This is a genomic window from Pseudomonas sp. G11-1 (assembly GCF_024031555.1).
Classification (GTDB): Bacteria; Pseudomonadota; Gammaproteobacteria; order Pseudomonadales; family Pseudomonadaceae; genus Halopseudomonas; species Halopseudomonas bauzanensis.
Window position 1 is genome coordinate 1 of the sequence record NZ_QEYQ01000001.1, and the last position, 20,799, is coordinate 20,799.

General features: G+C 59.1%; 16 protein-coding genes. 9 read left to right on the plus strand and 7 right to left on the minus strand.

The genetic code is table 11. From position 1 onward, the window contains the following. The 5 genes from tssI to DHB74_RS00025 form a co-directional block, all read left to right on the plus strand. Positions 1-1,384, plus strand: a 1,384-nt coding sequence (gene tssI / locus DHB74_RS00005) for a type VI secretion system tip protein TssI/VgrG (RefSeq protein WP_499160494.1), incomplete at its 5' end; no start/stop codon positions are given. Continuing rightward, the gene (locus DHB74_RS00010; protein ID WP_499160495.1) at positions 1,381-2,181 is read left to right on the plus strand and encodes a DUF4123 domain-containing protein; all 801 of its coding nucleotides are present in this window, start codon (positions 1,381-1,383) and stop codon (positions 2,179-2,181) included. The genes tssI and DHB74_RS00010, both read left to right, overlap by 4 nt. Then, positions 2,178-6,215, plus strand: coding sequence for a toxin VasX (locus tag DHB74_RS00015; protein ID WP_499160496.1), 4,038 nt, complete (start codon positions 2,178-2,180; stop codon positions 6,213-6,215). Before DHB74_RS00010 ends, DHB74_RS00015 begins: the two co-directional genes overlap by 4 nt. Beyond that, complete coding sequence (locus tag DHB74_RS00020; RefSeq protein WP_499160497.1) at positions 6,212-7,270, plus strand: hypothetical protein; 1,059 nt, start codon at positions 6,212-6,214, stop codon at positions 7,268-7,270. The genes DHB74_RS00015 and DHB74_RS00020 overlap by 4 nt, the downstream gene beginning before the upstream one ends. Then, positions 7,267-7,752 (plus strand): DUF805 domain-containing protein, encoded by a 486-nt coding sequence (locus DHB74_RS00025; RefSeq protein WP_499160498.1) that lies wholly within the window; start codon positions 7,267-7,269, stop codon positions 7,750-7,752. The genes DHB74_RS00020 and DHB74_RS00025 overlap by 4 nt, the downstream gene beginning before the upstream one ends. A 169-nt stretch (positions 7,753-7,921) precedes the next feature. Here DHB74_RS00025 and DHB74_RS00030 read toward each other — a convergent pair whose 3' ends face one another. The 6 genes from DHB74_RS00030 to DHB74_RS00055 all read right to left on the minus strand — a co-directional run bounded on the left by DHB74_RS00030 (position 7,922) and on the right by DHB74_RS00055 (position 13,648). After that, a complete protein-coding gene (locus DHB74_RS00030; RefSeq protein ID WP_499160499.1) occupies positions 7,922-8,755 on the minus strand; it encodes a DUF4892 domain-containing protein in 834 nt (277 codons plus the stop codon). Between the two features lie 114 nt (positions 8,756-8,869). Further along, positions 8,870-9,730, minus strand: a complete 861-nt coding sequence (locus tag DHB74_RS00035; protein ID WP_499160500.1) for an alpha/beta fold hydrolase — start codon at positions 9,728-9,730, stop codon at positions 8,870-8,872. Between the two features lie 106 nt (positions 9,731-9,836). Beyond that, entirely contained in the window at positions 9,837-11,507 is a 1,671-nt protein-coding gene (locus DHB74_RS00040) for an AMP-binding protein (RefSeq protein ID WP_499160501.1), read from the minus strand. 67 nt (positions 11,508-11,574) lie between these two features. Next, complete coding sequence (sixA, locus tag DHB74_RS00045; RefSeq protein WP_036989565.1) at positions 11,575-12,051, minus strand: phosphohistidine phosphatase SixA; 477 nt, start codon at positions 12,049-12,051, stop codon at positions 11,575-11,577. Further along, positions 12,048-12,602, minus strand: a complete 555-nt coding sequence (locus tag DHB74_RS00050; protein ID WP_280164224.1) for a DUF4389 domain-containing protein — start codon at positions 12,600-12,602, stop codon at positions 12,048-12,050. The genes sixA and DHB74_RS00050 overlap by 4 nt, the downstream gene beginning before the upstream one ends. Then, the gene (locus DHB74_RS00055) at positions 12,599-13,648 is read right to left on the minus strand and encodes an NAD(P)H-dependent glycerol-3-phosphate dehydrogenase (protein ID WP_051610806.1); all 1,050 of its coding nucleotides are present in this window, start codon (positions 13,646-13,648) and stop codon (positions 12,599-12,601) included. The genes DHB74_RS00050 and DHB74_RS00055 overlap by 4 nt, the downstream gene beginning before the upstream one ends. A gap of 279 nt (positions 13,649-13,927) precedes the next feature. On the opposite strand from DHB74_RS00055, the gene DHB74_RS00060 reads away from it, so the two are divergent. The 4 genes from DHB74_RS00060 to fabB all read left to right on the plus strand — a co-directional run bounded on the left by DHB74_RS00060 (position 13,928) and on the right by fabB (position 19,471). Beyond that, positions 13,928-15,829, plus strand: a complete 1,902-nt coding sequence (locus DHB74_RS00060; RefSeq protein ID WP_499160502.1) for an ATP-binding protein — start codon at positions 13,928-13,930, stop codon at positions 15,827-15,829. A gap of 118 nt (positions 15,830-15,947) precedes the next feature. Beyond that, complete coding sequence (locus DHB74_RS00065) at positions 15,948-17,516, plus strand: class I adenylate-forming enzyme family protein (RefSeq protein WP_499160503.1); 1,569 nt, start codon at positions 15,948-15,950, stop codon at positions 17,514-17,516. 210 nt (positions 17,517-17,726) lie between these two features. Beyond that, positions 17,727-18,242 carry a 3-hydroxyacyl-[acyl-carrier-protein] dehydratase FabA gene (gene fabA / locus DHB74_RS00070; protein ID WP_036989562.1) on the plus strand — a complete coding sequence of 172 codons (516 nt, stop codon included), beginning with the start codon at positions 17,727-17,729 and terminating at the stop codon, positions 18,240-18,242. Positions 18,243-18,253: 11 nt separating this feature from the next. Continuing rightward, on the plus strand, positions 18,254-19,471 hold the full coding sequence (gene fabB / locus DHB74_RS00075; protein WP_036989561.1) for a beta-ketoacyl-ACP synthase I: 1,218 nt from the start codon (positions 18,254-18,256) through the stop codon (positions 19,469-19,471). A gap of 47 nt (positions 19,472-19,518) precedes the next feature. Here the strand turns inward: fabB and DHB74_RS00080 are convergent, their stop codons facing one another. Continuing rightward, positions 19,519-20,721, minus strand: a complete 1,203-nt coding sequence (locus DHB74_RS00080) for a Bcr/CflA family multidrug efflux MFS transporter (RefSeq protein WP_036989560.1) — start codon at positions 20,719-20,721, stop codon at positions 19,519-19,521. Positions 20,722-20,799: the final 78 nt, after the last annotated feature.

The following is a 20,799-nucleotide window of genomic DNA, read 5'->3' on the forward strand; positions in this document are numbered from 1 at the left end:
AAAGCCGCGCCTGCTGATGGAAAGCAAAGCGCAAAGCGAAGCCCTGCCCACTCTGGAAGACTACGATTACCCCGGCCGTTTCCAAGACCGCACCCGCGGCCAACACCTGGCCACCAGAACCCTAGAAGCCCACCGCAGCGACTACCGTGTGGCGCAAGGCGACAGCGACCAGCCAACCCTGATCAGTGGCCACTTTCTGGCTTTGACCGAACACCCAAGAGCAGACTGGAACGACCTCTGGCTGCTGACCTCTGTGACCCACGAAGGCAAACAGCCCCAAGTGTTGGAAGAGTCGGTGACCAGCGCGACCAACCCCGGGGATGACTTCACCCAGGGCTACCGCAACACCTTCACCGCCACCCCCTGGGACGTCATTTTTCGTCCGCCAACGCAGCACAAGAAAAACCCCATCAACGGCACCCAAACCGCCGTCGTCACCGGCCCCGAAACCGAAGAAATCCACTGCGACGAGTACGGCCGCGTCAAAGTCCAGTTCCACTGGGACCGTCAAGGTCAGGCCAACGACAAAACCAGTTGCTGGCTCCGCGTCGCCAGCAACTGGGCCGGCGACCGCTACGGCGGCATCGCCATCCCGCGTGTCGGCATGGAAGTGCTGGTCAGCTTCCTCGAAGGCGACCCCGACCAACCCCTGATCACCAGCTGCCTGTACCACAAGACCCACCCGGTCCCGTACAGCCTGCCGGAGCACAAGACCCGCAGCGTCTTCAAAACCCTCAGCAGCCCCGGCGGCGACGGCTTCAACGAACTGCGTATCGAAGACAAGGCTGGCGAAGAACAGATATTCATCCACGCCCAGCGCGACTGGGATCAGAACATCCAGCACGACCAACATATCCGCGTCGGCAACGAACGCCACGACCGCGTCGAAGCTAACAGCTACACCGAGCTGCTGGCCGAAGAACACCGCACCACCCATGCCGACCGCAAGACGGAGATCAAGGCCGATGACCACCTGACCGTCGCCAACAATCAACACATCAAACTCGGCACCGGCCACTTCATCGAAGCAGGCAACGAAATCCACTACTACGCCGGCACCAAACTGGTCATTGACGCCGGCATGGAACTGACCGCCAAAGCTGGCGGCAGCTTTCTCAAGATCGATCCAAGCGGGGTGTCGCTGGTGGGGCCGCAGGTGCAGATGAATTCGGGCGGGAGCGCGGGGATCGGGACAAGGGCCAAGCCGTTGTTGCCGGGAGAGGTTATGCCAGCCGATGCAGCTACGCCCGGTGCTTTGCTGGAACAGCGCCTGCGTGAAGAGATACCTATCGTCGAACTGTGCCAGAAACCGCAGGGTGGCACTCCCGCGCAATGCCCATTGACTGACTGTCCCTGCCGAAATGTTGTTGAGAGCCTGGCATGAACGCGCATATGCAGTGGTTACTTCTCGACTTCAGGGACGACCTGCTTAAGCGCTTGTACCAGCAAGATGGAGAGATGGACCTTTACCGCCTGTTCGACAACACTGAACTGTCAAGCTACTCAGCTCAAAGTCCGGTCTTGGTTAACATTGAGTGCAATCCTGGATTACTCATGGCTTTCCATGAGGAACCCAAACACTGGCCTGGTTTGTTGTTACAAACATCCCAGAGCTCTATTGAATTGCTACAACACCTCCGGCATATCCTGATCGTCAACTTCGAAGGCGAGCGCAAGGGCGTGCTGCGCTATTACAACCCACGTACCGCCAGTTATTTTTTTGCGAGTCAGCGTACCGGCCTAGCTACCTGGCTCGGCCCGATTGAGAAACTGAGCTGGTATGGCGGTACATGGCGGGATGAGGCTGAAGAAACTACGGGGCTACATACCACCACGAATCCTGTAGCTGATACCTGGCAGCCATCGACGACCCAAGAACCACTTCGCCTCACCCATGAGCAGGAGCAAGCCCTTCAATGCCAGCAGGCAGAGAAATTTCTCTATCAATGGTGGCTGGGGCAACAACCACCAGTGCCTTACAGTCAAGCATGGATATGGCTGGAAGAAGGACAGCAGCTTGATCTGCACTCCACCAACGCGTTGACAGATTATCTGGATATACGACGCCGATATCCACATCACCCCCTCCCCACCGGTCGCCCTGAAGCGAGTGACATAGAAAAGATCATGTATTTACGAACTCACTTTCAGCGACATAACGACAAGGAACGTTTTTCATGAGCAACCTCTTCTCTCTTGGCGGAGGAGCAGCCTGTGAGCCGGCAAAGTTGATCATTCAGGTAGTCGGCAAGGACCATCCCGATAGTCAACGTCTTGTCATCTATGACGAACATAACTTGCAGGAACAGGAATGGTTAACCCAACAGGACAAGCCGGAAATCCAAACCAGCGATACATTCAGCAGCGTACTGCATGTCTGGGACTGGGAAGGCCAGCCAAAACGTAACCTCTGGTTGGAGATTGCCGTTGTTGACGGAATGCCAATTCGGGTCCCATTGCGGGATGCCCTGCATCAGACTCCGCGGCAGCGTGAACACCACATTCAGTGGAATCAGATAGTACCGATTGTACCCATGACAGCCTTGCCCGGCAGCAAAAGCGAGCAAGACCTGGGCGCACCGGTACTATTACGCAGCGGTTATCTGTATGTGTTCTATCAAGACAAGCTCTGGCGCGAACTGGAAGTACGCGTTACAGAGGACAGCACCACCTATCATGATATTGACGTCAGTCGGTATCGCCGGGCAGACGGCTTCCGCAATGGGATGCGCCGGGCTACCGGCGTAGCGCTGGAAGATGTCTGGCTTCCCGCACAATGGAATAACTTCCACGAAGCAAATGTACAAATGTGCTTCTCGGAAGTGCAACTCAATGCGGTCCGCCTACAGCGTTTGGAGCAGGATAATAGCCTGCGCCGTAGCCGCTGCCACAGACCGGATCTGCGAACCTCAAGAGAAAAGGTTGATCAGCTATATAAGGGCAAACCAGATGGCTTGGTCATGCTGGAAGCCTTTTCCCGATATGACTTCCACGATGCAGCGAAAAGAACGGCTTCTCTGGCGCCAACCGCAACGCGCTTGAACATTGCCCTGCATGCTTTCCCGGTAACATTGGCCGCCCCCCAACGCACACGCGAGCCTGGATACGAATGGCTCCTGGACCATCCGGCAAGATATATCTGCGATCTGTCCGGCGCCATGCCAGCTACAGCACTGGATCTAGCCAAAGCATTCTTGAACAGTTGTGAAAACTCTACCCCCGAGACGCCGGACTCTCTGCTGGAAACCAGTGCCCTTGCTTCCTGCCTGGATGAACACCTGGCCACTACCGAAACAGGAACTGATCGTGAACCCAGCGAGAACCCCACATCACTCTGGTCTGCCCAACCCAGCGAAGCGGATGCATTACTGAAGGTCCGTGACCGCCAATTGACCGCGGTTCTGCTGGAGGATCCGGCTTATCGGCTGCGTCATCTCAAGCAGCGCATAGAAGAACAGCAGGAATTACTCCGAAAGTGCATACAGCGCACATCACAGCACCCACATCATGGCAGTGCTTTGTTGATACAGCAGATGGTGGTACCGCAGAGCATCGGCGGTCAACGTAACCCCCTGTATACCAGCTTGGCCAAAATCAATGAAAAAGGTAAGGCGGATATCAATCGCTTTACCGCGATTCCGGAAAGAATGCTGGTATGGCAACATCTTTCAGCGGCGCAACAGTTGCTCAGTGCTTGCCTCGACAGCACATGCGTCCAGCAAGCGCTCGCGGATCACCTCAGCCTGGACAACTTTGAGTATCTTGCCGAGCTCCACTTTGTCAGCCAGCTGATCCCTTTGCTGGCTGCTTCACCCACTCAACTGGATACTCTGGCCACCAATGGTCGTCTGACAGACGCGGTGAGCAATCAAGTAGTATTTGCACCACAGGAAACGCCAGGGCAACGGCTAGTCAGCCGGATGGCCAACGAAGCGACACATCCTCTGCACAACATGCTTTGGCCGGATGTGGAGCTGGACAGCATGATGGTTGCCTACCAGAAGCCGGCCGAACCCAATCGCGGCGATGGACGATTCCGCCCCGATGAATTGGCACAGTTCGAAAACACCGAAGCGCCTGAAAGCGAACCCGAAACTCTTAATGCAGCCATCATGGCGGGCCTGTTGCGCAGCGGGAGTCTGAGCAATGCCTTGGTTGCCAACGCCAAGGCCGGAGCCAATGCCTTGCATCAGATCCACGCCAACCTCATCGGTGCCGTTGACGCCGCGCAACGGGTACTGAATCAGGCGAGAGACACGTCAAGCGTTGCCAGTCAGGAAGTCAATCGAGCCCGTCAACAACATACCGACAGTCAAGACGAGCTAGCGCGGGCCGGTCGTGACCGTCAGGCCGCAGAACAGGCACACCGGCAGGCACAGAACACTCAACAGCGCAGCGCTGAACAGGCTCAGCAACGGACGCAGCAGTTGGGCCAGGCCCAGCAGGCGGAACAGTCTCAACGCAGCGCGCTGGCCAGCGACGCACGGACGGCAAGCCTGCGCCTGCATGGTATGGGTGTTGAGCAACTGCGGGGCATGTTGCGTGAGAGCTTTGGTGAGGCCGTGTTCATCCGTCGCGCCGCCGCCAGTGCAGGGACGCATTATCTTTTCGGCCTGGATGACCTCCCGGTAGATCAACAGCGCCCCGTACGTATGTATGGAGAATACCTCGACGGTCAAGGCAACCCGCTCGCTTCAACCAATCAGCGGATGGCAAGCCGCGCCGGACTGTCACCCGTGACCGGAGACTACCTGGTACTGGCATTACCACGCACCCACAAGACAGCGCAGGCGGTGCGACAGCTCAATCAGGCCGTTGTCGAAGTGATGCAGGCAGAACAGAGTAACAAGCTAGCCCAAAACGAGCTGGGCCGCGCCACCGCAGCGACAAGAAGGTCGATGGCGGACACCCTCAGAGCTCGCCTGCAAGAAGCAGCACAATGGCGCAATGTTCAAACGACGCAAAACGCGGCAAATACCGCCCAGCAGAATCTGTTGCAAGCAAGAAGTGGCCTTCAGGATGCGGCTGACAGCCTTCAGAAACAACAAGGCAACCTTTTGTTCCGTGCGCTTAATGGCAAAGTGTTTCCGGCTTCGGTGATGATGTTGGAGTTGTATAACGTAAATACGGAATGGAATAGTAAACAAACCACAGCTCAAGAGAAAGGTAAAGAAAGAATGCGACTCGGGACAACCGGCGCTGCTTTAGATTTACTTGTAGCCATGGAGGCTTTGACTTACAAAATGGCCGGAAATAATTCAATTCTGGCTACCACCCGGGCAACGCTGTTTATCATGCCAGAACTTAGCGCGATTCGCTGGCTCGGTGCGAAGCTAGGTGTTGAAGTAATCCGCGACGTTACGGCACGTCTGATTGGACAGGCTGCGGCTGCTCTGGTCATGATTGGGATCTGCCTGTATGACGCCTGGTATGCCTGGCGCTGGAACGACGATGCCATGTGGGGTTATCTGCTGATGGCCAGCGGTGCAGCCGTGGGTGTGGTTGGCGGATTTTTTATTGGTGGCAGCGCACTGCTTGGTCCAGCGGGCTGGGCCGCGTTACTGCTGATAGGTACCGGTGCCGGCATCGTCTATTGGCTCAGCAGCACGCCCCTGGAAGACTGGCTTGGCAACGGCCCCTTTGGTGACAACACCAAGTACCCGCATCTGCAGAACCCGGACGAGGCCTTCTATCGTCTGCTGGGATTGTTTGCCGGCCCTACGGTCAGAATCGAGTCCAATCCTTTATACGTTCCCCACGCCAAGTTGCTTGCAAACGATCCGGTGCCATATATGGTGAGAAGTGCCAACACGGTAATCTGCATCGATACCCACCTGCCAGGCCTGCTGGGTTCAAAGGAAGGCGGCAGTATTCGTGCAGAATATTTTCTTCACCGCATAGAAATTCCGCATATCAGAGGCTACGCGCCCAGGAGAGATATTCAGACCATAGAACCTTCTGCACAGATCACGTGGCCAGGCTCTCTGCAGCTTTTTGTCACTACACCGGCTACACGTACTCCAAACGGCGAATATACGGGCACTAGTGTGAGTTATGAATGGCACGTACGCTTTCAGGCCAGACTTGAATTGCCCGATGACACTTGGATATTTCCTGCCCCGTCGCCAAAAGCGCCACAACGCAATGCCGCCATCCAGGCCTTCTCTGCCCAGCCGGCAACCCACTACCCAGTTACAGCCGCCCTTGAACTATGACTACAGATACTTACGCCCCCACCGCCTATCGCCCGGATCGTATCCCGCTACAGCCGCCGCCGGCTGAACGCTCATGGTTCCGACGCGCCTCCAGAGTGTATTTGTCCTGGGGTAATACCCAGGAACTGGCTCCAGCCAAATTCTTTCACAAGGACAGCCCGGAAAGGCTACGCCTGCGTGAACAGGCTGAACGAGAGGATGCCGAGAAGAAAGCCAACGGCATCTATCAGCCGAGAATTACCGAAACTCAGGATTTCCACTATATCCATGACCACCAGCGGTACCGCTTTGCTCAATTATCTGTTGGTGGACGTTTCTGGATGAACTTATATATCTTTGGGAAGGGATGCACTATTTTTATAGCTTCTGTGTATAGCTTGGTTTGCATTGTATTTGCGCTTGATTCAGATATAGGATTCGTGGACGAGATTATTGATAGCGCTATTAGTGGTGTATATATATTTTCTCCCCTCTATCTGAGCTGGCTAGTGGGCTCCTTAGTTATCCATAAACTTCCCAAGCTCTGGGTTCGCCCCGCACGCGGCCCACTATGGGAATTCAACCGCCAGACCGGCATGGTCACGCTGTTCGATTATGACAACAACGGTGAGTACAAGAAGAACGGCACCATCGGTGAGCTGACCGCACCTTTCCATGAGTTCGACGCCTATGTCATCAGCAGTCCGGATCGACAGGGCTTACCCTTGAACGTGCTGGAACTGACACACCGTTATCGGGATATCCGCTTCAACCTCGCGCCCATCCTGCATCAGAGCGATGATGCCAACGAGCATTTTGCGCTGTGGGACTATCTGCAGAACTACATGGACGTCAGCCGCCCGCTCCCCGATATCCCCTATCTGGAACAGTTCCGCCACCTCGACCCTACTACCGCCGAGCATGACCGCCGTACCGGGCGCGACCCTCGTTACTGGGTGGATATGGACGATGACACCTTCAAAGCCAAGGTCAAAGAGGTGCTGGCCGGTATTCGCAATATTGACACCCTGCGCCGATCCAACCTGATGGCACAATATGTTGAGTATCCGCTATGAATACTGATACTTCCTCAGGGGAAGCATCAATATTATTCCGATTCATTTTCTTTAACATAGGCATGTTCCTGTTTTCGGAACTGCTCAGCTTTCGTGGACGCATCGGTCGCTTGAAATTTCTGGCGATCGAGCTGCTGATATTCTGGCCTCTATTGCTTACCGCAATCATCGCCGACGCTATAGTACTCCCCGAACCGCTGGAATTTCTGGCTTATACATTCTCGGTGCTTTACTGGATAGCTGGTACCTTGGGGGCCGCTGCGAGGCGCTTGCATGATCTGGGGCGAAACGGTGGGTTCTGTGTTCTCATCAACCTGCTGTGGCCCCTATTGCTTTTGATACCCGGGCAAAAACAAGATAACCGTTATGGCCCGCCCCCAGCTCGCCAGCCAGGGTGGGCAGTCGCATTATTGTTCTGGCCGCTCATCATTTTGTTCTTTACCGTGAAGGATTACCTGAGCCTGCTGATAGAGGCTTGGTAGGGAAGCATAATAGACCGTGTCTTTGTTCGAAGCAGGGTGGCTTGACCCAGCCAGGAGCTTGGGTTTTGGGGCGCCCTCGGGCGCCATCGCAGCTAGGCGCCATTCCTACAATGGAGCCGCGCTGGCTACGAACAGAGATATGCCTGAACCAGACTGGGTCGCTGATGAATCAGCGCTTTTCCAATCGCACGCCGTTCTCCGGTTCTGGTTCGCCGATTTCCAGGCGCTGCTGGTTGATGCCGCGGTCGAGGAGGCTTTGCACGAAGGCCGGGGCTTGGGCGCCGTTGACCTGGATACGCAGGCGGTTGTCCGAGCGCAGCATGCGAGCGGTCAGGTCGAGCCAGGCTTCGGTGATAGCGCTGTCGCTGTCTTCGGGCGTAATGCCGGATATCTTCAGCTCACCGTCAGCACGCAGTATCTTGCCCAGGGTCGCCGGGGTCGGATAGAGCATGTCGGTAACCGGCTGCTCCGGGGTCATCTGGTCCAGGTGCAGATAGACCTGGCGATTACCGCGGGTAATGGCGTAGAGGCTGATGAAACGCTGTGGTTCATCGTCCAGGCGCAGGGCGAGGTAGGACTGGTTTTCCTCGGGGCCATACAGGCGGGAATAGCCCAACACCTGATTGGCCCACAGGCTGCTGCTGCCACACTCTCTCCCCTCGCAGAAGAACAGGGTGGTGTGCGGATGTTCTTGCAATTGCTTGGCGGCGTGCGCCATGGCCTCCTTGGAGGTATGGCCTTCGGGAATCAGCCAGGATATGCGGAGCAGCTCACCTTCGGCCAACACCTCCCGCTCGGCCCGTACCTGATTGTTGATTCGGCGGATATTACCGATGACGACAGTATGTTCGACATCTTCCTGGATACGCTCCCGGGCCACTTCGGAACGCGGCAAAGGCTCGATGACGGGGGTCGCGGCCAAACTGGGCGGTACGAAGCCGCAGAATGCCAAGGTCAACAACAGCGGCCGCCAATCCTGGCGAACCTTCGATTGCAAATGCATCAATACTCCTATGAACAGACAGCCCCTGCGCGCATGTGGCGCCAGCGCCCGGTACCGATGGCCGCCTTTTTCAGAGCGGGTGTCATGGCAGCTTTGCCCAGCCACCTCCCGGGGTCAAGCAAGGGTTCGGAAAAAGCTGTTGATAATTGTTGCAACGGCGGGCGCCGGTTCCTCCAGATGCAGGTGATGTCCGCCGTCCAGGTGGTGGGTCTGGATGTGTTCGAAGCCTTCGATACGCTCGCGCAATTGCGGCCGCTTGGCCATCACTCCCTGGTTGGCCAGCACCAGACAGGTTGGCGTGCTTATCGCTTCGGCGAACGCCACCGCATGCTCGAACGTCAGCCGCATCGGCGAAGGCAGCATCAGTTGCGGATCAGAGCGCCAGGTCCAGCCGCCCTGCTCCGGCATCAAGCCACGTTCAACCAATCTGCTCGCCGCATCGCGAGAAATACTGAAAGTGCTGCCCATTATCCGCGCGGTAACCGCCTTGGAGGCGCTGTCATAGACCGGTTTACGCTTGCTCGTCAGCGCCTGGGTGGCCTTGAGAAAGCGCGCCATCTGCTGTGGTGCATCGGCCGCCTCACCGGTAACCGGCAGGATGCCATCGATCATGGCCGCGCCCAATAGGCGCTCCGGAACTGCCCCGGACAGGATGCAGCTGATGATGCCGCCCATGGAATGCCCTAGCAGGGCGAACCGCTCCCACCCCAGGTCGTCAGCTACTTGCAGTACGGTCGCTGCCTGCTGCCAGAGGCTGTAACCGCCCGCCGGAAGGTGGTCTGACAGGCCATGACCGGGCAGGTCCAGAGCCACCAGATGGACATTGTCCAAGGCCGGGCCGATCAGATCGAAAGTGGCGGCGTTGTCCAGCCAACCGTGCAGCCCGATGACCGGCAAACCGCCCGGCTCTCCCCAAACCTTGCCGGCAACTTCGATCGACGGCAGGGTAAAACGAATCTCATGACTATCGCTCATGGATGTCCCGTAATTGATTGAATGGTCGAGGTAATGGAATGTAAAGATGGGGCTGCGCCCGGGCAAGCAAGTGCCGGGGTCTGAATGCAGCCACATAAGAGGTACTTCAATCAGCCCAGACGACTGGCCTGCCCCGTACCGACCAATCGCCGAGTCGATCATGATAGCGGGCATAGATGACGCTGCGCCTGAGCTGCTGGGTGCCGGTGAGCATGCCATTGGCCGGATTCCATTCCTCATCGAGGATTACCAGGCAACCCAGTTGCTCCGCCCGTGGCAGGGCTGCGTTCGTTGCCCGCAGCAATGCTTCCAGCTCTTGTTCGACTTCGTGCCGCGGAGCTGCGTGGGCCCGCTCCGTGAGCGTCAGCAGGCCGAGGGGCTGCGGCAAGCCGTCCCCAGCGACGCAGGCCTGCAGTATGAAGCCGTGGGCCAACAGGCGATGCTCCAGGGGCTGCGGCACGATCTTCCGGCCTTCGGCAGTGTGGAACAGGTCGTTTATGCGCCCGGTCAGGCGCAGGAAGCCGTCGGTGTCGATTTCGCCCCGATCCCCGGTATGCAAGAACCCCTCGGCATCAACCATCTGCGCCGTGCGTTCGGGGTCACGGTGATAGCCGAGCATGGTCGCCCGGCTGCGCACCAGCACCTCCCGCTCCTCACCCAAACGGCATTCGACCCCGGGATTGGGCAGCCCGCACCAGCCCGGACGCAACCGCTCTGGCCGCCCGACGTGGGAGTAACCGCAGTTCTCGGTCAGCCCATATAGCTGGAACAGCCGCACGCCGATACGGTGATACCACTCCAGCAGCTCAGCCGGTGCGACATCGCCACCGGCTACGCCAAAACGCAGCTGGTCCAGCCCCAGTTGCTCAAGCATACCGGCGGCTAGACGCCTGCCCAGCAGAGGGATTTTCAGTGCCGCATCAAGTACCCGATGCTGTGCCCGGCGCATGACGCCCTGGCGAATCTGGTGCCATGTCGTTGAGGTACCGAGAAACAGAGTTGGCCGAGCCCGCTGCAGGTCGTCGATGAAGGTTTCGCGGCTATGGGCGAAGTACACCGTCATGCCCGACAGCAGAGATTGCATCTCAATGAACTGTCGCTCCATTACCTGGGACAGTGGCAGCCACGAAAGTACCCGGTCCTGGTCATTCACCAGGAACAGACGCAGGAAATTGTTGGCGGCAAATTGCATGCTGGCGAAACTGAGCATGCAGCCCTTGGGCACCCCGGTGGTGCCAGCGGTGTACATGATGGTGGCCAGCTCGGCAGGGTCGCGCGTTACGACCTGCGCCAGGGGCTCGCTGGACTGCTGCAGGCTCGACCAGTCAAGCATTTGCTCGTCAGGCTCGGCCAGCGGCATACCAACCCAGGGTATGCCGCTGGGCAGGCCCGGCCGCACCCGTTGCCAATCATCCAGCTTGCCGATGATGACGACCTTGGCCTCGGCATGCTCCAGCATCCGCCGGACGGCATCATCCGGCGTGGTCGGCGGCAGGGGCACGGAGATATGGCCAGCCATCCAGATGGCCAGATCACAGATGATCCAATGTGCGCAGTTTTTCGAGAGGATGGCAATGGTACTGCGCTCAGGCAGATTCAATTGCTGCAGCCAGCCGGCGAGGCGGCGCGCCTCATCAGCGCCCTGCCCCCAGGTCAATTCCTGTACCTGGCCGCCAGCCAATGGCTGGACTAGCCAGATCCGCTCCGGATGCAGCTGCGCCCGCTGGAAAAACGCGTCCAGTACCCGGACCTCCCCCGGTCCTGTCTGATTGTCCATGACCACTCCGCTGTACCGATGAATTGTGATTGTTATATGATCTGCCAGCGAATTCCAGCCACTTTTTTCAGCTGCGCTCCCGTACGCTGGCCGGGTTTGCCAGGCTGACCAGGTCAGCCACGCCGGCTGCCGGCAGCGGCATCTCCAGACAGGCCAGCCCGGCGGTGGGCATGGGATAATGGCGCTGGCGATGCCCATCCACCAGCAGGCTGAGCAATTGCCCGACCAGGGGTTGATGGCTGACCAGCAGCACTTCGCCTTCGACCCGATCAGCCAGCTCATCCAATGCAGCGAGAGGGTCGCTGTCCGGCGTCAACCAATCCACCGTAATGATGCTGCGGCGAAACCCCAGCTCCCGACGCATCAGCTCTGCGGTCTGCTGAGCCCGGCGATAGGGACTGGCGATAATCGCCTCCAGGCCATGGCCCGCCAGCAGGCCCGCCATGTCGGTTACTTCCTCACGCCCGGTGTCGGTCAGCCGCCGCTCGGCGTCACTGGCTGCCGAAGGCTCCGCCTGGCCATGGCGCAGAATCCACATCTTCATGGTTTCAGCCTGCTGCCATCACCCGGAGTAGCGTCCGTGTCATCGATCTCGTCCTCAGGCCGCAGCACCGGTGGCTCCGGCACGATGACGTCGCCCGCAGGTGCTACCACCGGCGCATCAGGTTCCTCTTCCACTACCGGTTCCACCACCGGTGGCGGCGTCACATCAGCGACGGAAGCATTGGTATCAGGCACTACCGGGGCCGCTGGCGGCACCGGAGCGGCATGCGCCGGGTCTACCGTTACCGGATCCTGGGCCGGGCGCGGTTGCCACTCGGCATTTTCATCCGGCCATTCCATGAACGGCCAGGGTTTCTCTTCGGCCGCCCCGGTGACATAGCGACCCATCTGCCAGGCATACTGCGACAGGCTGTTACCGAAGCCGGCCAATTGCCCGTTGGGTTCACCGGTAAACAGGCGAAACACGATCTGCAAGACCAGAATCGCCGCCAGCAGCACCTCGACCACCTGCCATGCCACCGCGAACAACAGGGTATAGATAAGGCGAAGCCAGAAATCGGCCGATGTGATGTTCTCTTTGAAAGCGTTCATTTCTGCTCCTTGGTCAATGGTGTGCTCGCCATGAAGGCGGAAAACTCGACATCATGCTTCTGCTCTGCGCTCATCAACCGGCCGATAACGTCTGCCAGCGGCTGCTGCTCGAAGATGATGGCATGCAGACCCGCCACCAGCGGCATGTAGACGCCTTCTTCCAGTGATTTCTGCCGCAGCACCTTCAGCGTATTCACCCCCTCGGCCACTTGCCCCAGCCGGGCAATACTCTCCTCCAGGGTCAGCCCTTTGCCTAGCGCATGCCCCACCTGATAGTTACGTGACATCGGCGAAGTGCAGGTAACAATCAGATCGCCCACGCCAGCCAGACCGAGGAAGGTCAGCGGGTTGGCCCCCATATGCACGGCGAAGCGGGTCATTTCCGCCAGCGCACGGGTAATCAGCATGCTTTTGGTGTTTTCACCCACGCCCATGGCTGCCGCCATGCCGGAGATGATCGCGTAGACGTTTTTCAGCGCCCCACCCAACTCGACCCCATAACGATCCTGGCTGGCATACACACGCAGGCTCTGGCAGCCCAGTACATCCTGCACCTGAGCACTCAGCGCCTCATCATCGCTTGCCACCACCGTCGCCGTCAGCGCCCCAGCCGCCATCTCCCGGGCCAGATTGGGTCCGGACAGCACCGCCACGCGGGCCTCGGGAACCTCCTGCTCGACGATTTGACTCATCATCAGAAAGCCCGGCTGCTCGATACCTTTCGTCGTGCTGATCAGCCCCTTCCCGGCCAGCCCGGGACCGATCTGTTGCAGCACACTGCGAAATGCACCGCTGGGAATGGCCAGAAACACCAACTCCGCCGCGCTCAGCGCCGACGCCATATCAGTGGTGACGGTCAGCTGGGGGTCCAGTTTGATTCCCGGCAGATACCGGGTATTTTCCCTCTGCTCGCGCATTTCGCTCGCCTGCTCTTCATTACGCAGCCACAGCGTTGTCGGAACGCTATTGCTCGCCAGCAGGTTGGCCAGAGTGGTACCGAAACTGCCGCCACCCAGAACGGTAACGGGGACCTTGTGGTCGGTCATGCAAATTCCTTGAGACAGAAAACAACTCTCAGTATATGTCCGCCAACAGTAACAGCGAAGCGCTGATGAAAAAACCTGGCCGCAGGTTTACCATGGACATCAGTCAAAACAACTCGCGCCCCGTGTTCTGGGCTAAACTTTTGAGCCAACCCTGAATGACAAGGACTGTCGTCATGCCTCAACCACTTCAGAACCAGGCCAAGTCATGCTGCAGCGTCGCCTGACAACGCCGGCGTCAGTGTGTCCGCTTCCCGGCATGCACGCGCAGGAGCAGCCCCGATGAATATTTTTCGACGCGGCAGCATTACCCGCCGTTTGATTACCATCGCCCTGCTCCCGGCCATCCTCTTGGGGGTCACCCTGCTGGGCTACTTCACCCATGTCCGCCTGGAAGCACTAGACCGCGAAATGCAAACCACCGGCCAGTTGATTGCCGATCAGCTGGCGCCAGCGACCGAATACGGCGTCATAACCGGTAATCTCGACCTGCTGAGAAACCTCATCAAGGGCTCCTTGAGGATGCCCAATGTGCATAAGATCGAGGTGCTTGATCAGGACGGTAATTTGTTGGCGATGGAGCAGAAGACTCCTGTGGCCCAAGGGCCGCTGCGTCTGTTCAGCGCCCAGATCGAGCGCCAGGGCATCCCCCTGCACTATGATTTGTTTCTGCTCAACACCGATGTCGTGGAAGACCATCAACCCCAGCAATTGGGGCAGGTTCGTATCAGCCTCAGCTATCAATCATTCGTCGAACGTCAGCGCAGCATCCTGTTTCGCAGCCTGCTATTGGGTGCAGTAGTGCTGCTCGCTGCCCTCCTGTTATCGACCCGCCTGGCCCGGGCTTTCGCTCGCCCATTGGTAGAAATGCGCAAAGCCGTTCAGGCCCTGCAGGACGGGCGCCTCGATACCCGCCTCGAGATCCGCGAGCGCAACCAGATGGGTGAGCTGATGGCCAATATCAACCGCCTGGCAACGACCCTGCAGCAGGCCGAGATGCAGCAGCACAACGCCATGACCGAACTCATCAATGCGCGAGAACAGGCAGAGCAGGCCAGCCGGGCCAAGTCGGACTTTCTGGCGATGATGAGCCATGAATTGCGTACCCCGATGAACGGCGTGATGGGCATGCTGCAATTGCTGGAAACCACCGAACTGACCAATGAACAAGTCGAATATTGCCGCATCGCCAGCGAATCCACCGAGCACCTGCTCAAGGTCATCAACGATATTCTCGACTTCTCCCGGGTCGAACGCGAAGCCTTCGAACTGGAGCATATTCCCTTCGACTTGTCCGCCCTGCTGGACCGGACCGCCATCGCATTCGAATATGCCACTCGCAAAAAGGGCCTGTCACTGAGTGTCGAACGGAACGGCCAACCACCAACCCCTGTGGTACTGGGTGATCCGACGCGCCTGCGGCAGATATTGGTAAATTTGCTGGGCAACGCGTTGAAATTCACCGAACAGGGCCTGATCCAGCTGAGCGCACATTGGCAGGTGGACGCCAACGGCACACTGCAGCTGGCCTGCAGAGTGATGGATAGCGGAATAGGCATCGCCCCCGAGCGCCTGGAGCGCATGTTCGATGCTTTTCAACAGGGCGACAGCAGTACGTCCCGACGCTTCGGTGGCACCGGCCTGGGGCTGTCGATCGCCCGTAACTTCGCCCGCAAGATGGGGGGTGAGCTGAAAGCGACCAGCCAACCCGGCCAAGGCTCCTGCTTCATCCTGAACCTCCCCTTCGAGCTGACCGGTCAAGCGCAGGCGGCCATGGATATCCCGCCGATCGAAGCTGCTCGTGTCGGCACTCTGCCGGTGTTGCTGGTAGAAGACAATCCGGTCAACCAGATGGTCATGGAAGGCATGCTGCGCAGCCTGGCCCTCCCGGTGGTACTCGCCGAGGATGCGCAGCAGGCCATGCAATTGCTCAAGGACCCCACCCAGGCCTTTTCGATTATTTTCATGGACATCCTGCTGCCGGACATGAATGGCTTCGACACTTACCGCTGGTATCTCCAGCATTGCGCCGACGTCCATATCCAGCCGCGCCCCTGCATCGCACTGACTGCCAGTGCCTCCGACGAAGATCGCCGCCGCAGCGAGGAAGCAGGCATGCAGGGTTTTCTCAGCAAACCCGTGACCCGCAAGGCGCTGCGGCAAGTACTGGAACACTGGCTCTGAGCCGGCTTGCATCAGCGCGATTGATTGACTGGCATTTAGCAATATCCCAGGGATGGATTCAGCGGGGGCAAACGGGCGACACTGGTCGCCCCATCATCATTTCAGGAATCCATCAGGCATGAGCGTTGTAGCGAGCTATCCGATCACACTGGAATCACCCTTCGCGACCCTGCCCGAGCTCCTGGCCCTGAACGCCAGGTACCGGGCTGATCATCCCGCCGTTATCCAGGATGGACAGCGGCTCAGCTATGCCGAGCTGGATACTCAGGTGAATCGCGCCGCCGCCGCGCTGCAGCGCGACGGCTTGCTACCGGGCGACGCCATCGCCATCTGCGCCGCCAACTCGATACCTTATGCCGTGCTGTTTCTCGCCGCTTTGCGCGCCGGTATGGTCGTCGCCCCGCTAGCGCCCTCGTCCACCGCTGACAGCCTGGTCAACATGCTGCGGGACTCCGCCGCCAAGCTGTTGTTCGTTGACCAGTCCGTCGCCCAGGCGCTGCAACCGGTGACCGGACAGATTCAGATACCGTTATTGAGTCTGGATGACAGCCAGCCGAATACCGGCTTCAGCCAGTGGCTGGCCGACAGCATGCCCACCCCCGTGGAGCTCAAGCCCGAGACGCTGTTCAATATCATCTATTCCTCCGGCACCACCGGCGAGCCCAAGGGTATCGTGCATGACCACCTCATGCGCTGGTCGCACATCCAGCGCGGCATCGCCTTCGGCTACGGCGCCGACGGCGTCACGCTGATGTCCACCCCGCTGTATTCCAACACCACGCTGGTCTCCTTCCTGCCGACCATCGGCCTGGGCGGGACCCTGGTGCTGATGAGCAAGTTCGACGCGCAGAAATACCTGGAGCTGGCCCAGGAGCACCGCGCCACCCATACCATGCTGGTGCCGGTGCAGTATCAGCGCATCATGGCTCGTGATGACTTCGACCGTTACGATCTGTCCAGCTTCAAGATGAAGTTCAGTACCAGCGCGCCGTTCCATGGTGAGCTCAAAGCCGACATCCTGGAACGCTGGCCAGGCGGGTTGGTCGAGTTTTACGGCATGACCGAAGGCGGTGGCTCCTGCATGCTGCTGGCCCACGAATTTACCGACAAGCTGAACACCGTCGGTCGGCCGCTGGATGGCCACGACATGCGGGTCATCGACGAAGACGGCAATGAGCTGCCCGTCGGCGAAATCGGTGAAGTGGTCGGCCATTCCATCGCCATGATGAGCGGCTACCTGAACAAGCCGGAAAAGACCGCCGAAGCCGAATGGTACGACCACACCGGCAAACGCTTCATCCGCACCGGCGATGTCGGCCGGTTCGATGAGGAGGGCTTCCTCACCCTGATGGATCGCCGCAAGGATATGATCATCAGCGGTGGTTTCAACATCTACCCCAGCGATCTCGAAGCCGTGCTGCGCCAGCATCCGGACCTGGTGGAAGTCACCGTTATTGGCGTGCGTTCCACCAGCTGGGGTGAAACCCCGGTCGGCTATGCCGTACTCAAGCCCGGCGCCGATACCCCTGCCGAACACATTCTGCAATGGTTCAATGGTCAGGTGGGCAAGACCCAGCGCCTGAACCGCCTCATCCTCACCGATGAGCTGCCCCGCAGCGCTATCGGCAAGGTCCTCAAGCGCGAACTGCGCGACCAGTTCCAGGCCGAATTCGGCGTTCTGGACTGAAGCTGGAGCCTTTAACTGCCAGCGCAGAGATACATAAATTTTTGTCCTGCGCTGGCATCACGGGTATCCTCAACGCCTCTGGTCTGTCCGGGTGTGACTTTCACCCCGCGTCAGCAGTCTGAGCTTACGCTGGCGGACTTCATCGTTCATCAACCCCCCGCCATGCCGATACAATAGCGCCCCACCGAACGGGGAAGAGCAGGAGCCTCTATGTCAAAACAAAATGCGTTCAGCCGGGAAGATCTGCTTAAATGCAGTCGTGGCGAGTTGTTCGGCCCCGGTAACGCACAGTTGCCAGCCCCCAACATGCTGATGATCGATCGCATCACCCACATCAGCGAAACGGGCGGCCGCTTCGGCAAGGGCGAAATCGTTGCCGAACTGGATATTCATCCCGACCTGTGGTTTTTCGCCTGTCACTTCGAAGGCGACCCGGTAATGCCGGGCTGCCTGGGTCTCGACGCCATGTGGCAGCTGGTCGGTTTTCACCTTGGCTGGCTCGGCTTTGAAGGCCGCGGTCGCGCCCTGGGCTCGGGCGAAGTGAAGTTCTTCGGGCAGGTCCTGCCGACCGCGAAGAAAGTCACTTACACCATACATATCAAACGCACCATCAACCGCGCCCTGACTCTGGGCATCGCCGACGGCACCATGGCGGTTGACGGTCGCGAGATCTACTCCGCGGAAGGTCTGCGTGTGGGTCTGTTCACTTCTACTGATAGTTTCTGAGGATCATCACTATGCGTCGCGTCGTGATTACCGGTATGGGCATTGTCTCCTGCCTCGGCCAGGACCTGGAAAGCGTGGCTGCCAGCCTGAAAGAAGGCAAGTCAGGCATCACTCACAACCCCGAATACGCAGAAATGGGCCTGCGCAGCCATGTCTCCGGCAGCGTGAAGATTGACCTGGACGCCGCTATCGACCGTAAGGTCAAGCGCTTCATGGGCGATGCTGCGGCATTCGCCTATCTGTCCATGCAGCAGGCGATCGCCGATGCTGGCCTGACGGAAGAGCAGATCAGCAACCCGCGCACCGGCCTGATTGCCGGCAGCGGCGGCGCCTCGACCTTGAACCAGATGGAGTCGATCGACATTCTGCGTGACAAGGGCGTGAAGAAGATCGGGCCGTATCGTGTGCCGCGCACCATGGGCAGCACCGTTTCCGCCTGTCTGGCTACCCCGTTCAAGATCAAGGGCATCAACTACTCGATCTCCTCCGCCTGCGCCACCAGTGCCCATTGCATCGGCAGCGCCATGGAGCAGATCCAGCTGGGCAAACAGGACGTGGTCTTCGCTGGTGGTGGTGAAGAAGAGCACTGGAGCCAGTCCATGCTGTTCGACGCCATGGGCGCGCTGTCCACCCAGTACAACGACACCCCGGAAAAGGCCTCCCGCGCCTATGACGCCAAGCGTGACGGTTTCGTCATCGCCGGCGGCGGCGGCATGGTTGTGGTCGAAGAGCTGGAGCACGCGCTGGCGCGTGGTGCCAAGATCTACGCGGAAGTCGTCGGCTACGGCGCCACCTCCGACGGTTACGACATGGTCGCCCCCAGTGGTGAAGGCGCGGTACGCTGCATGCAGCAAGCCATGGCTACCGTTGAAGGCACCATCGACTACCTCAACACCCACGGCACCTCCACTCCGGTGGGCGACGTGGCCGAACTCAAGGCTATCCGTGAAGTGTTCGGTGACAAGTCCCCGAAGATCAGCTCGACCAAGAGCCTCTCGGGTCACTCGCTGGGTGCAGCCGGTGTGCAGGAAGCCATCTATTGCCTGCTGATGATGCGCGACAACTTCCTCGCCGCCTCGGCCAATATTGATGAGCTGGACGAAAACGCAGCCGATCTGCCGATCCTGCGCGAGCGCCTGGACCAGGCCGTCGACCTGATCATGTCCAACAGCTTCGGCTTCGGTGGCACCAACGCCACCCTGATCCTCAAGCGCTGGAACGGCGCCTGAGGCTGATGGCGGGCAGAATCCTCTGCCCGCCTTCGCTTGTCCCCTTCCTACTTCTTCACAGCCCCGCCAACGGCTACCTCAGCCGGTGTCGCCCGGCGCGCCAGCAGCGCCATGGTGGCTGCCGCAACACCGCATACACTGATCATCCCGGTCATCGGTAACGCCGTTCCATTGTGCAATGCCCCCACCAGCGCCGAAACAATGCCGGCGATGGTGAACTGCAGAGTGCCCATCAGCGCAGAAGCGACGCCGGCCTGGTGTCCATGCCCGGCCAGCGCACAGGCCGAGGAATTGGGCAATACCAACGCCAGTAGCGCCATACACATGAACAGCGGCACCAGTAGCGGCCATAGAACGGGCGGTTCGAACAGCGCCACTGCTGACAGCGCCAGGGTGCTGCCCATGAACAGCAAGGTGGTGATCTTCAGCAGCTTGAGCGGAGTGCGTCGACGCAACAGACGGCTGTTGAATTGCGCCGATAACACGAAGCCGGCCGAGTTCATGCCGAAGAACCAGCCATAGTGCTGCACCGGCACGTCATACAGTTCGATAAAAACGAAGGGCGAACCGGCGATATAAGCGAACATCCCGGCCATGGCGATACCGCCAGTCAGTGCATGGAACATGAATTGCGGCTCCCTCAGCAGCCGGCCGTAGCGCCCCAGTGCACTGGATAGCCGGCTGGGCGGAATATGCTGCGGCAGGGTTTCCGGCAACCGAAAGAACACCAGAAAACCGAAGACGCCAGCGAACACCGCCAGAAACGCGAAAATCAACTGCCAGCCCCCGAACAGCATTAGCCAACCACCCGCCAGCGGGGCCAGAATAGGCGCGACGCCCATGACCAGCATCAGCTGCGAAAAGGCCCGCGCCGCCTCGATGGGCGTACAGATATCACGCACCACCGCCCGGTTGACCACCATACCGGCGCATCCGCCCAGCGCCTGGGCAAAACGGGCGATGATCAGCCACTCCAGGGTCGGTGCCAGAGCGCACCCGATAGAGGCCAGAGTAAACAGGCCGATACCGAACAACAGCGGCTTGCGGCGTCCAAAGCGATCCGCCAAAGGACCGTAGAAAAGCTGCCCCAACGCCAGCCCGATAAAATAGGCCGACAGGCTCAGCTGAACATGCTCGGAGTCGGTGGCGAAGAATTGCGCAATCGCGGGGAACGCAGGGAGATAAAGATCAATTGCCAGAGGCCCGAAGGCGCTCAGGCCACCCAGAATGAGTAGCAAGCGTAAGGTCATGTAGCGGTCCAGAATGCAGGGGCCGAACGGCTTGGGGCTCGGCGCAATCAGACATCATGCCAGATCGCGCCGAGACAG